The 12,870-nt window shown below is 37.9% G+C and carries 10 protein-coding genes and 1 pseudogene; 8 read left to right on the top strand and 3 right to left on the bottom strand.

From position 1 onward, the window contains the following. The first annotated feature begins 100 nt into the window (after positions 1-100). Together AC1Z3K_RS08390 and AC1Z3K_RS08395 are read left to right on the top strand one after the other, a co-directional pair. The gene (locus AC1Z3K_RS08390) at positions 101-682 is read left to right on the top strand and encodes an SGNH/GDSL hydrolase family protein (RefSeq protein ID WP_461732464.1); all 582 of its coding nucleotides are present in this window, start codon (positions 101-103) and stop codon (positions 680-682) included. Positions 683-792: 110 nt separating this feature from the next. Beyond that, the gene (locus AC1Z3K_RS08395) at positions 793-1,401 is read left to right on the top strand and encodes a class I SAM-dependent methyltransferase (RefSeq protein WP_426082672.1); all 609 of its coding nucleotides are present in this window, start codon (positions 793-795) and stop codon (positions 1,399-1,401) included. A 260-nt stretch (positions 1,402-1,661) separates the two neighbouring features. Here AC1Z3K_RS08395 and AC1Z3K_RS08400 read toward each other — a convergent pair. Next, positions 1,662-2,444, bottom strand: a pseudogene (locus tag AC1Z3K_RS08400) (TraX family protein). Between the two features lie 511 nt (positions 2,445-2,955). On the opposite strand from AC1Z3K_RS08400, the gene AC1Z3K_RS08405 reads away from it, so the two are divergent. After that, a complete protein-coding gene (locus tag AC1Z3K_RS08405; RefSeq protein ID WP_461732465.1) occupies positions 2,956-5,403 on the top strand; it encodes a glycoside hydrolase family 3 protein in 2,448 nt (815 codons plus the stop codon). Positions 5,404-5,606: 203 nt separating this feature from the next. Further along, a complete protein-coding gene (locus AC1Z3K_RS08410) occupies positions 5,607-6,875 on the top strand; it encodes a DUF5068 domain-containing protein (protein ID WP_461732466.1) in 1,269 nt (422 codons plus the stop codon). A gap of 421 nt (positions 6,876-7,296) precedes the next feature. Here the strand turns inward: AC1Z3K_RS08410 and AC1Z3K_RS08415 are convergent, their stop codons facing one another. Next, positions 7,297-8,358: a hypothetical protein gene (locus tag AC1Z3K_RS08415; RefSeq protein WP_461732467.1), complete on the bottom strand. Its 1,062-nt coding sequence runs from the start codon at positions 8,356-8,358 to the stop codon at positions 7,297-7,299. Between the two features lie 286 nt (positions 8,359-8,644). On the opposite strand from AC1Z3K_RS08415, the gene AC1Z3K_RS08420 reads away from it, so the two are divergent. The 4 genes from AC1Z3K_RS08420 to AC1Z3K_RS08435 all read left to right on the top strand — a co-directional run bounded on the left by AC1Z3K_RS08420 (position 8,645) and on the right by AC1Z3K_RS08435 (position 11,561). Continuing rightward, positions 8,645-9,460 carry a hypothetical protein gene (locus AC1Z3K_RS08420; protein ID WP_461732468.1) on the top strand — a complete coding sequence of 272 codons (816 nt, stop codon included), beginning with the start codon at positions 8,645-8,647 and terminating at the stop codon, positions 9,458-9,460. 278 nt (positions 9,461-9,738) lie between these two features. Then, positions 9,739-10,578: a hypothetical protein gene (locus AC1Z3K_RS08425; RefSeq protein ID WP_461732469.1), complete on the top strand. Its 840-nt coding sequence runs from the start codon at positions 9,739-9,741 to the stop codon at positions 10,576-10,578. A 138-nt stretch (positions 10,579-10,716) separates the two neighbouring features. After that, positions 10,717-10,893, top strand: a complete 177-nt coding sequence (locus AC1Z3K_RS08430) for a hypothetical protein (RefSeq protein ID WP_461732470.1) — start codon at positions 10,717-10,719, stop codon at positions 10,891-10,893. Positions 10,894-10,922: 29 nt separating this feature from the next. After that, a complete protein-coding gene (locus AC1Z3K_RS08435) occupies positions 10,923-11,561 on the top strand; it encodes a hypothetical protein (protein ID WP_461732471.1) in 639 nt (212 codons plus the stop codon). Between the two features lie 92 nt (positions 11,562-11,653). On the opposite strand, the gene AC1Z3K_RS08440 is transcribed toward AC1Z3K_RS08435, so the two are convergent. Then, positions 11,654-12,550 carry a PhzF family phenazine biosynthesis protein gene (locus AC1Z3K_RS08440; protein ID WP_461732472.1) on the bottom strand — a complete coding sequence of 299 codons (897 nt, stop codon included), beginning with the start codon at positions 12,548-12,550 and terminating at the stop codon, positions 11,654-11,656. Between the last annotated feature and the right edge of the window lie 320 nt (positions 12,551-12,870).

The raw sequence follows: 12,870 nt of genomic DNA on the forward strand, positions 1-12,870 counted from the left end.
ACAGTGATAATGGAAAGAAATGTTTCTTTAGGCAAAAGTTTTTAGCAAGTGGTATGATAAAATCAAAATACAGCTATTAATTGTGAAAGAGGGGATAGGCATGACAAAGCTTGTGTTATTTGGCGACAGCATTACAGCCGGTTATCTGGGGGAAGCAGCTTCTCCAATATTAACGAATTTAGTGAAAGCAGCTCTCACAGCGCAGGGATTTGAAAATATCATGATTTCAAATGCAGGGATTCCAGGAGATACCTCAAGCGGTGGAGTGAAGCGGCTTGAAAAAGATGTGTTGGCTAAGGAGCCTGATTACGTTACCATCTTTTTCGGTGCCAACGATTGTTCAGATAATTATCCAATTGATGTTGATAAATATGGCGAGAACCTAACAGAGATGATTGAGAAAATTGGCAGAGAAAAGGTTATTCTATTTACGGCTCCATTTGTTGTATCAGCTCGTCAGCCTAGTCGTCAAGATGAAACCGTGCGCCGCTTTGTAGCGAAAGGAAAAGAGATTGGCGAACAGTTTGCTGTTCCTACAGTAGATATGTATCATGCCCTGAGTGTTTACCCAGGTACGGAGGAATTTTTACAGGATGACGGACTGCATTTTTCTGAATCCGGCTATGAGTTTTTAGCTGCCTTGATTGTTCGGGAGATAAAAGGTAAACTGTTGGATAGCTAAGTAGGAACAGCTGGCATTTTCTCAGATATAAATGAGAGTGAGCTACAATGTTTTGCTGGCAGCAGCTTTCGAATAGAAATAATAAGTAATCAAAGATAGAGGACAAACGAATGACGAATCATTATTATACAGAAAATCCGGATATCGCTCATGATATTGAAGAATGGGATTTTGAATTGGCAGGTAAAAACTTTCATTTTATGACGGACAGCGGAGTGTTTTCACGTAAAGGAGTGGATTACGGTTCCCGCGTGTTGATTGATGTCTTTGACTGGAAAGAATTACCAAGTGAAGGACGTATTTTGGATGTAGGCTGTGGGTATGGACCAATTGGTCTTGCTTTAGCACATGCTTCTGGCAGAACAGTGGAAATGATTGATGTGAACCAGCGGGCGGTGGCTTTAGCTGTGGAAAATGCCGCGAAAAACCACATTGAACAGATAGACATTCATCCATCTAATATTTATGAGACGCTTCATGAGACAAGCTATGCAGCGATTGTCAGCAATCCGCCGATTCGGGCTGGAAAGCAAGTTGTCCATGAAATATTAAGCGGAGCAGAGCCTTTATTGGCGACAGGTGGTACATTAACTGTTGTCATTCAAAAGAAACAAGGAGCACCCAGCGCTCAGAAGAAAATGTCAGAGGTTTTTGGCAATGTAGAGATTGTCAGTAAAGATAAAGGCTACTATATTTTGAAAAGTGTGAAGGAAGCCTGATTATTTGGATTTAAGTATACTAAAAGTTTAGGAATTTAGTTATGCCCTAGACGCATTGAAATCCGTTAAAAACTTGATAAACACCTATGGAACAACATGATTAACGAATGTTGTTCATAGGTGTTTATTTGTTGTCGGACGAATATTTTTACAGCAAACTTTGCCGCTTTTACATGAAAACTAATAGAACGCTTAAAGCATGACATAAGGAGAAGCTCAGTGATTAAAGAAGGCTAGTTTGATTTCCAGACTATTACAACTCAGCTGTTTATCAGCACAAGCTTTGAAGCAATGGCAATCACCCAAAGATGTAAGGGATAGAACAGGTAAAAGGCGTACTTAGTCATTGGGGATGTCTGTCCTTTTTGTCCGTTATAAAGATGAAGGAAAGGCACTACTGAAATAAACGCAAAATCAGAATTGACACCCAACATAAGCAGCGTATTTGACCAGTCCCCCATCCATTGGAAGCTGGTAATGAGTAGTAGTAGGGAAAAGGCTAGGTAGCAGGCATCTCTCAGTAAAACTTTTTCTCTAGTGAAGTAAGTAATCGCCATAAACGGTAAAATTACCATTCCCCCCTCAGTAAATAAAGCACCTGCCGCCAGCAAAGCTAAAGCTCCAGCAAATCCCATTAGTTTGAGTCCAAGCTGTTTTTGACTACTGCTCCAGCTGAACAACAGCAGCATTAGCAGACCTGCTGTTAAGGTTAGAAAGATATTGTTGTGGACCTGAACGGCTGGATCTGCCAGCTATAGATTCAGTAAGCTGCTGCCTGCGGCCATCATTCCGGCGGCTGCGCCCAGTCGCATCAAATAGTTCTGCCGACTGCGTGTGTAAAAAAAGCCTTCTACTACCATATAAGCAAAGAATACCCCTACACAGCGAGTAATAATATGGAAAATAGTGGCTGTCGTGTCTGAAACAAAAAATGAGATGTGGTCGAGGACCATTAAGCCCATCATAAGAAATTTTAACTGGTTTGCATTCAAAAAATCACTTCCTTCTTTCGTTGAATTGGAAAAACATTCTGTCGTTTCCAATGATGATATAATCTATAAAATTAAGTCCAAAGGTGTGATAGATCAGCACAACTGAAAGAGTATCATAACTAAAAAGCCGCTCTCCATAGATTGAAGTGATAACCAACGAACAAAAATGAAAGGATGACTACTGGATGCCTATTTTTTCATGTCTAATTTCTTCTAAAAGAATCAAGAGAGGCTTATTACGTCAAAAAAGAAAGCGTTGACATTTTGAAGTCTATCTCCTACAATAGACAGTGTGTTAAATAGAATAGTTTTCATTTGGATAGTGATTGTTTACGAACAAGCTAAACCTGTATGAATTAAAAAACGTGCTTGAAAGCATGCCTTTTTTGATTCGTTCAGGTCTTTTTTTATGATGAAAATCAGTTGGAAGCCGAAAGCCATAAAATGTGTTTGTAATGATTGGAAGAAAAAAATAAACAAGGGGGACGGGGACCGATAGATGAAAAGATTTCTTTCAATTTTATAAATAGGAATGACTAATGAGAAGAGTGGAGGTTTTTTTATGAAAAAAGCAGGAAAGTTTATTTCTTTGGTATCGTTATCTGTATTATTGGCAGCCTGTGACAGCAACGCTGTTAAAGAAGAAAAATTAGAAGGAACTACTCCGCAAAAGTACACAACAGAAGAAAAAACAGAAGGAAATGTGACCTATATACTCGTTAAGAATCCGAATAATGGAGCTGTTTTAGGCTACTTAAAGGATGGTGGTGTTCAGCTGATTGAGGAGGAAGATGGGGATTATACTTATGCATTTAAGGATATGAACGGCAACGGTAAGCTGGATGATTGGGAGGATTGGCGTAAAGATATTGATACCCGGGCGGCTTCTTTGGCAAAGGAACTGACTAAAGAGGAAATAGCCGGTTTAATGCTGTTTAGTAGTCATGAGCGGGAACCAGAGCAGGGGTTAACCGACGATCAAAAGAAATATCTGAACGAAGATAATCTAAGAAATGTTCTGAATGCCGGCGGAAATGATGTTGAAGCTGCAGTTAATTGGAACAATGAGATGCAGGCGTATGTAGAGCAACTGAGTACAGAAGAGGGAAAGAAATTTATTCCAGTCAACTTTAGCTCAGATCCGCGGAGCACGGCTGGTTCAGATGCCTCGTATAATGCAGAGGGAGAAGATATCTCCAGATGGCCCTCTAATTTAGGCTTGGCTGCGACCTTTGATCCTGATACTATGTTGAAATTCTCTAAGGCTGCTTCTGAGGAGTATCGGGCGATGGGAATTGCTACGGCCTTGGGTCCACAGATTGAGCTGGCGACAGACCCGAGATGGCTGCGGGCTGACGGCACCTTTGGCGAGGATACGGCACTGGCGACAGATATGGCAAAAGCCTATGTAGACGGCTCGCAATCTTCCTATGATTCTGATGGAGCGGATATTGGCTGGGGAGCAGATTCAATTAACGCTATGGTGAAGCATTTCCCAGGAGATGGTATGGGCGAAGGCGGTCGGGAATCGCATATGAATAGCGGTAAATATGCGGTTTATCCGGGCGGTAATTTTGAAGAGCATCTAATCCCATTTTTAGATGGCGCCATGAAGCTGGATGGTAAGACGGAACAGGCAGCCTCTGTGATGAGTTCTTATTCTGTAGCAATTGATAAAGACGGCAATCCAGTATTTGGAGTAAATAAAGGTTCTGCATATGATAAGGATAAAATTGATATTTTGCGTAAAGATAATAAGTATGAAGGGATTATTTGTACAGACTGGACGGTCACTTCAGCGGTTTCTGATCCTGATAATGTTTTGGGTATTGGTACAGCCTGGGGAGTGGAGGATGAGACAGTCGCTCAGCGGCACTATGAAGTCCTGCTGACTGGTGTGGATATGTTTGGCGGGAACAATGCAATTCAGCCAGTTCTCGATGCTTATGAGCTATGGGATGCAGCTTATGAAAAGGGCGACGTAGATATATCGGCGGAAGAACGCTTCCAGCAGTCTGGGGCTCGTCTGGTCAAGATGATGATGCTGCCGGGAATTTTTGAAAATCCGTATCTGTCCTTAGCTTCTTCTGCTGAAATCGTCGGCAGTGAAGAAAAAAGAACAGACGGTTATCAGGCACAGCTGGATTCAATTGTTATGCTGAAAAACAGTGATGAGACCATTAAAGAAGCAAATGTAGAAAAAGATTATCAGGAGAAAGTAGTCTATCTCCCAAGCTCAATCCATCATGAGTTTAAAACCGTTTTTGCAGACGCACAGGATACAGCTGAGCCTACAATGAATGTGGACGCAGCGAAAGAATACTTCAAAGAAGTTCTGACGGATGAACCAATTAAAGAAGGAGAAAAGGTAACAGGCTTTAAAGCACCGGATTTGAAAAATGTAGATATGATTGTTATTGGAATGAGTAGTCCGGATAATGGCAGTCCCTTTAGTAGTGCCGGTCTAAAAGACGATGTTTTCTATCCGCTGTCTCTGCAGTACGGCACTTATAAAGCGGATGGTAAGAATGTCCGCAAAACATCTATTAGCGGAGATGTTTTGGAAAATGGTGAAAAGGAGAACCGCAGTTATTATGGACAGACCGCAGTCATCAGCAATAGCTATGATTTGGAAGCCTTTAAAAATGCTAAGAAGCAGAGTGAACAAATTGAAAAAGATACAGGGAAAAAAGTACCGGTTATTGTTGTTCTGAAAGCTAAAAATCCAGTAGTGGTGAGTGAATTTGAAAAAGACGCTGATGCCATCGTAACTGGCTTTTCTGTGAGCGATCAGGCCTATTTCGACATTATTTTAGGAAAGCAGGAGCCAAAAGGGCTTTTACCAATGCAGTTCCCAGCAGATATGGACACGGTAGAAAACCAGCAGGAAGATGTTGCACATGACTTGGAGGTATACAAGGATACAGCAGGCAATCTGTATGATTTTGGCTATGGCTTAGATTATAAGGGTGTAATCTCTGATGCACGGACCGAAAAATATGTGAAATAATCTAAAAAAACGTCTTTGTTTTATTTTTGTTTCTTTTAGTAAGAGTTACAAAAGAAATTAGCTGTCTGCTATCAAGTTTCGCTGTCTTTAAGTAAAAAACTGAAACCTTTCGCTGACTCGCCTATGCTATACTTTGGTCAAAGGGAGTACAGGTTGAGTAAAAAGGTTGCTGTATTTTTATTAAATGACAAAGGAGCGGAAAGATGAAAAAAGTTATTTGGGTGTTATTGCTTTCTACAGCAGTTTTGACTGCCTGCGATAATTCAAAAAAAGAAACAAAAAATTCTTCAATAGAGGCATCAACAGAGGAAGTATCTAAGGAGTCAACAGAAGAATCTACAGAGGAATCTACTGAAGAAACCACAGCTAAGTCTGAGAAAAAATCAGGTGCTGTTCCAAGTCTGGAAGAACGGTCTGAGGCAATGGCTGACTATATGGGTGCAGAGAAATCAGAAGAGCTGTATCGTCAAACTGACCCAGTAGTTGTTTCAGAAGGAGATTTGGAAATTTCGATTGACGAATATGCTTTGAATAAGCTGACAAATTTTGATTCTAATTTTAAGATTCCTTTTGGCGATGAAACAGAAGAAGGCGGTATATTACTAGCGACATTTACAATTACAAATAATAGTGATAAGACACTATACTATCCGTCAACTCCAGACTTAACCTTTACAGGAGCAACAAAGGCGTACACAAATAATAAGTCTGTTGTGAAAGATGATTCTGACAATATCATCAGCTTCACTGTTCGAGAAGACGGTGAACTGCCAGCAGGAGAGACAGTTACTAAAACAGCCAATTATCTCTTTAGTAAAGAGGCACTTGAAGAAATAAACAAGTTGGGAATTGTAACGATGCAGGTTCCACGAGGCTATACAGCGCCGGATACCTTTAAAGCTGAAGACGCCGTGGGTGAAGACCAGAAAATCCAGCTGTCAGTTACGTCATCTGGTGAAAAAACAGCAGGGGATAATGCAGCCTTTCTACAGGATAAAGCCAGTATAGATAACATGGGGACAAAAACACTGGATAAAGAAAAGAAAAATATAAATGAAACAAAAGATATTAAAGGATTCAAAGCAACACTTTCTGACTATCAATTTACTTTCTTTGAGCCAAATGAAGTAGAAGCACAGCGCTTTAGTTCATTTGAAAACGGCGTTGTACTATTGACCGTTAAATTTGATTTAGATAATCAAGGAGAGAAAGGCATTAATATGGGCAGCAGTGCCTCTGTGTTGACGGTGAATAACGGCTCTCAACGTCTTCTAAGTGAAGGAATGCTGGTAGACTACAATAGTATAAAAGACATTGTTCAGCCGGGAGAAAGTGGTGAACTGCTGCAGGTATTTGTTCTTGACCAGGAGCAATATGAAAAAATCTGGCGGGAAAAAGACTTTAGCATCAAGTTGAAACTGCTGGATGAAGACTTTTCAAGTGAAGAAGCAGAGTTTGATTTACCAAAATAAATTAAAAACATCCTAAGAATAGAGGGAAAGGTGACTCAGCGAAATACCTTTCCCTCTAGTTTTTGGTTATAAAAGTTATAATACCGACCAGATAGAAGCTTCAATGGTTTATCTGGTCTATTTAGTGTATCTTTGGAAGAGGCTTAAATCATAAGAAATTTTCACATTCCTCTTAAGTGATTATGGGAAAGAGAGGCGGACCAATAAATAACTGCTCAAATTCTTCTTTACACTAAATCCAAACAAACAATGAGCCCTTAAGTTAGATTCAAAAATCTAACTTAAGGGCTCATCTTAGGTTGCTATTTTCGGATAGTTTATCCTGTTTCTTGAAGCTAAGCGTTGTTGCTTTGGCTTCTAAAGGGTTCCGGCAATAGGTAGTACGATTGACGGGTTTTTATTTAACAGAATTTATCTAGCTTTAGTAATCCTCTTCAGATCGTGTGAATTCTTCATTTTCCAATCTTGTTAAAAAGGATTTGTCCATTCGATAGAGTTCGTAAGCCGAATTACTAGTTGTCGTTTCAAAATAATAAGCGACAGGAGTTCCTTTTACTAAGACCACAGCATAAGCTGCGCCTGCTTGTTTCAGTAATTCCTGATTTAACGCTGGAATATCTTCATTTAAATCGTCAATTTTACCGCTGTATGTCAATAGTACACCTGTATCGTAAGTATAGTTATTCAATACACGAGGGGAGCCAAGACCATCGTTGACAAAGCTGAATTTTTCCGGCAGAGACAATGTTAAAAACTCTTCCTGACGTGTTTCAGCAACATCAAGACCATATTGACTCATTGTGTCGTATGTCAACATGCCTTCATAAATCGCCCCAACAGCTTCAATGTCTAAAGGATATTTGATGGTGATTGGACGATAGATACTGTCTTCTGTTTGGTTGTTGTATGAGCCGGAAGTAAAATTCAGTTTTATGGTGTGGATAGGGTAGCCTTGTTCCTGAAGGCTTTCGCATAGAAATAACCCCTCCTCTGGATCATACTCGTTTTCCTTTTGTGCTTTCAGCTCATAATAGTCCTGTCCATCCTGCTGAACAACTAGGTTATCAGGTTCAAGCGCCATGGGCAGGTTGTCAGCTTGAAAATTATCATACGTCATTTTCAGAACGGCAAAATACTTGTTTTTCACAGAGCTATTCACATAGAGAATAGAAATATCTGAATAACCGCGTTCCGCCATCGTTTTTTTCCATCCGTCTGATAAAGTGATTTCATTCTTTTCTACAAAGTATTTCTCAGGATCCACTGGCTGCTCTGCTGGATCATCTTGTTCAGTAAATGATGTTGTTAAATCATCTTCACTGGTAGAAACAATTTCCTGTGGAGCACGAGGCAGCTCTCGTTTGGATTGAGGGCGGTCCTCACGGATAATTCCCCCAACCCAAACAAATAGGCAATAGCCTAAGATACTTAATACCAACACTGCGGCACCAACTGCCGCTGTAACCAACTTTTTATTTTTCATTTTCTCCTCCTGTGCAGCTCGTGTCTGAAAAGTTTAGCGGTAAATATTGTTGTAAGTTTGATGATGTTTATTATCAAAAATCCTTGCTTATGCACCACATAACCTGTTTTTTTCAATTGATTTACATTAAAATTTCCAAAAACTCGTTTAACACAGAACTTTTCAGACACGACCTAGTCTGATATTTATTATATAAGAAAAGCTTAGTACTGCCAATTTGTTTTTTCCGTTTTCACTTAGGAACGTCTATGCTATGATAAAATAAGCACAAACAAGGAGGATGAAAATGAAAAAAAGGTTAATTGTTGGTGGAATATTACTAGGTACAGCTTTATCATTGGGTATTACTGCTTCAGCTGCAGAATATCCAGCAGTCATTAAGGTTTATGATAAAAATAATGATGTGACTACGCTGGATGCTTATCAAAAATCAACAACAAAGTTCAAGGAAAAAACATTTACTGATCCTGAGTATGCTGCTTTTATAACAATGGAGGCGTTGTTTTCAGACGGCTTTAACAAGGGCAAGGATATTTTGCCGTTCAGTGAAGCCGAATTTTGGAAAAGTGTTCAGGAACAGTTCGAAGACAAACAGCCTAAAGGCTTAAAAGGAATAGTGGTAGATGGAGAAACTCTGTCTGCAAAGGAATTATCCTCAGCAACCAGTACTGTATTGAAAGAGATGCTGCAGCAGGTCGTAAATTATGAGGTTATGTCTTCAGAGATTACAGGCGACACTGCAAAAGTGAAGCTGGCATTTTACCCCATTTCTTTAGGCAGCTTCAGTCGCCAGATTTTCTATTTAAACTATGATGTTGCTGGAGAAGGAATTGTTTTTCTGGAAGATGAAGCGTTTATGACCACGCTAAGTAACTACAATTATTTGAAATATGTGGAGAATAATATTGCCCCTCTTACCAAAGAGCCGGTAACGCACGAATTGACCTTGCAAAAGAATGAATCAGGGAATTTCGCCCCTTCCCAAGAGGCGATGAAAGAGCTGTATGCGGCTTGTTTGAATGATGCCTATACCTATAAAGATGAAGAAGGCGCCATTAATTCCGGCGAACGATTTTTTTTGAAAACACAGTTTGATAAATAGCATTAGAACGCAGAGATATTAATTCTGCGTTCTTTTTTATGATTAGCTGATAAAAATCAGAATTAAGTCTCAAATAATTAATGATTTAAAGTGTGATTTCACCTGAACTTCTCTTAATATATTATCAAAAAGTTTTATGAAAGCAGATATAAGTATGATATATTTTATAGTGATGATTTAAACTCACAAATGATTTTATTTTAAAGGGGTGGGCGGTATTCCTAATTCTAATCCCAATGCAAATAATAATATATTTCCAAATGGAGGGTATTAGTTTTATGAAGGAGATTAACAAACGCAGAAGCAACAGCTATATCAACTTGATATCATTGGAAGAAGCTACTAAAAATATTTATTTTGAAGATGTTAAATTTATCATGGATGGGAAACCTGAGCAAAAATTTTCTATAAATATAAAAAAATGGTGTGTTTACTTAGCAAGTGTGTTTCTCCCAGCGTTACTGATAATTAGTCTTATAGCTAGTGGTTCAAAATATCTTCCACAGACTATCATTGCAATTGTTATAGAGCTAGCGATAATAGGCTACATGACTTATAAATTTTTATCCCCATATTGTAATTTTTTGCGTTATTGGGGATATGAAAAAACTAGATATTCACTTGTTAAAATGGCATATATATCTTTGTTCTCTATAGGATATGGGATGGATGAGGGAAGCTATATAATCAATTTTTTAGTAGTTACGATGTGTATTATCACTTTCTTGGTTCTCTATGAAAAAGTAGAAGAAAATATGATTATAGAAGAGCTCAACAAACGTTTTAACAAGCAATATAAAACATCTAAAACTCTGAATATTATGATGAAAACTTCAGGTTTAGTTGTAGTAGTCATCTTTTTATCTATGCAATTTTATCGAATAAATAAATGGTGGCTAATTGATTCTGTTCTCCCAGATTCTAAAACTCAAGCGAATTTTTTTGATGATTTGATAGGTATTTTCATAGGAATTCCTATTTTATTACTAATAACACTAATTCCTACTTACTTTTTATTTAATTCAAAAAGCTATGTGGAAGCAAAAGTAATTAATCGATACGCAGAAGATTTTAGAGAGCGTTATGATTATACAAAGAAAGAATGGTATGAAGGTTGATTGAATTATGTGTGGCAGTCCTTACTGATAAAAATTAGCCGCCTAGAATTCAGCTACACAGCTGATATAAACATTAAAAATTAGTTATTTATTTAATGAGCTTATATCTAATAATGGGATAGAAACGAGGAATAATAAATGGAAGAAAAAACACAATTAATATTTCAATATGTAATCCCTGCTATGGTAGGTTCATCGGTTTTGACAGCATTTATAACACAGTTGTTTAGTTATTTTTCAGACAAAAGAAGTAGCAATATTGAATATATTACTAAAGAAATAGTTGGAGAAAAGATTTACGAGAGATTTGTATAAAGATTGATGAAGCTACGAATAAAGAAGAAATGAGTAAATATTTAAATGATATTAAACTTAGGATTAACCCTTTTGGACACAGTAAGTGGAAAGAGAGGATTAGTATAAGATGGGCTAGATATGATGGGTATCTATGGTCAGTAATTGAAGAAATTGAGGGGAAATTAGCTGATCCGAATTTCGATTTAGAAAAATATAAAAGGGATTTGGTTTATTGTATTAGCCTTTTATTAAAATTAGACTGGGAGCGAAGTAAAAATGAAATTAAAGGCAATAGTAACAAGTGGATAACTTATGGGGTAGTCCTAATCACATGGATGATTACATTTATATTTTTGGGAGATTCAATTAAAAGTATATTGACCAGTACTATTGATAAAAATATACCATCAATTATGGCAGTAGCTGTATTGTTTTTTGTTCCCTTTTTCGTTAGATTATACTCATATGAGATTGATGATACAATAAAGGATATTTTTATTACACTGTTTTTAGTTGTTCTGCTTCCAGTAGCTAGTAATGTAGTGTTGTGTACGTATGCTTCAGGTTACCATCTTTCAATAGGAGAAATGATAATTTTGATTATACTATATATAGTTATTTTCATTCTTGTTGCTTTTGAGATAGGTAATACCTATTATGGTAAAATACAAAATTTTTTTAAATAAAGAACAAATTGAAAAAAGTAGACAAGCTATTTAATAAAGTATCTTGTCTGCTTTTTTCATATCCGTCTCTTTGTTGTTTATCTTGTTGACAGCTAGATGGATAACGATTTCTTCTGTACCGACGATGCCTTACCTCCGACGAAAATCTCGCGAATTTTGTCTGCTTTTTTCGTCAGACAGGTCTGAATTTCAGAAGGCAGACCCATAGAGTAGCCCTGCTCAAAAATCATATGGCAGCTGCCGTTAGACTGGTCATTCTGCTGATATTTACTGAGATAACAGGCAAGGGCCGCGTTTGATGTACCTGTGGCGCTTTCCTCTGGGATATTAAATAGAGGAGCAAAATTCCGGCAATGAGCAGTTGCAGCGGGTGTGACGGTTTCTGTTGAGAAAAGATGATAGCCTGTTACTTGATATTTCTGGCTGATTGCTGTTATTTGCGGAAAATTTGGCTGAGCATTTGTCACTAGCTGTAAGCTCTTAACTGGAATCAAGATATCTTTAAGTCCTGTTGAAACAATTTGAACAGGCAAGTAATCATGAAAGTCGTTTTCTAATAATCCCAGTGAATCCGCCAGCTCAGCCGCTGAGAGAATAGTCAGGAACTGCGGCGGTGTCTGCTGTAGAAAAATTTCTCCAGCAGATGTTGCATTGACCGTTAGAATACCTGCTTTTGTTTCAATAGAATAGCTGCCCGAAGCAAGCTTCTCTTTTTGAAGTAAAGTTGAAAAGAGGCCTACCGTAGCATGGCCGCAAATAGGGACTTCTTCAACCGGAGTAAAGTAGCGAACCTGAAAATCTGCTTGTACGCTAGGAAAAAGAAAAGCCGTTTCTGAAAATCCTAAGATAGTTGCAATTTTTTGCATTTCAGTTTCAGCAAGATTTTTTGTATCAAGAACAACACCGGCGGGATTTCCGCCTGAATTATTTTTAGTGAATGCATTGAGAGAATAGGTATCAATAATCATTGGGTATCCTTTCTTTTTCATAAACTAAGCTGAGTTGAAAAACTATTTCTTATAAACAAGCCATCTGCTCATGCTCTGCTTACTGACCTACAATCAGTGCAGTTGCTCTAAAAGCAGTATTTATCTGTAATTTGACTACGATAAGTTAAATTGCAGAAGGTATTTTACAAAATTATAAAAAGCTGCAAAAGCAGTAACTAGGTTCAGTGAATGTTCGGTATTTTCTGAAATATAGCAGTTGCTACGTTTGGAAGTTTTCAGTAAATTATCAAAAAATATGAAAGTGTGAAAATAGCAATCGTGTAAGGTTTCTGATGTTTTTCAGACTGCTCGCTTTTCTA

The sequence above is a fragment of the Enterococcus sp. LJL128 genome (genome assembly GCF_056924295.1).

Coding starts and splice junctions, on each gene's coding strand:
- AC1Z3K_RS08440 (WP_461732472.1), bottom strand. CDS start 12,550: ATGAAAAAGAAAGGATACCCAATGATTATTGATACCTATTCTCTCAAT.
- AC1Z3K_RS08420 (WP_461732468.1), top strand. CDS start 8,645: ATGAAAAAAAGGTTAATTGTTGGTGGAATATTACTAGGTACAGCTTTA.
- AC1Z3K_RS08390 (WP_461732464.1), top strand. CDS start 101: ATGACAAAGCTTGTGTTATTTGGCGACAGCATTACAGCCGGTTATCTG.
- AC1Z3K_RS08425 (WP_461732469.1), top strand. CDS start 9,739: ATGAAGGAGATTAACAAACGCAGAAGCAACAGCTATATCAACTTGATA.
- AC1Z3K_RS08410 (WP_461732466.1), top strand. CDS start 5,607: ATGAAAAAAGTTATTTGGGTGTTATTGCTTTCTACAGCAGTTTTGACT.
- AC1Z3K_RS08405 (WP_461732465.1), top strand. CDS start 2,956: ATGAAAAAAGCAGGAAAGTTTATTTCTTTGGTATCGTTATCTGTATTA.
- AC1Z3K_RS08435 (WP_461732471.1), top strand. CDS start 10,923: ATGAGTAAATATTTAAATGATATTAAACTTAGGATTAACCCTTTTGGA.
- AC1Z3K_RS08430 (WP_461732470.1), top strand. CDS start 10,717: ATGGAAGAAAAAACACAATTAATATTTCAATATGTAATCCCTGCTATG.
- AC1Z3K_RS08415 (WP_461732467.1), bottom strand. CDS start 8,358: ATGAAAAATAAAAAGTTGGTTACAGCGGCAGTTGGTGCCGCAGTGTTG.
- AC1Z3K_RS08395 (WP_426082672.1), top strand. CDS start 793: ATGACGAATCATTATTATACAGAAAATCCGGATATCGCTCATGATATT.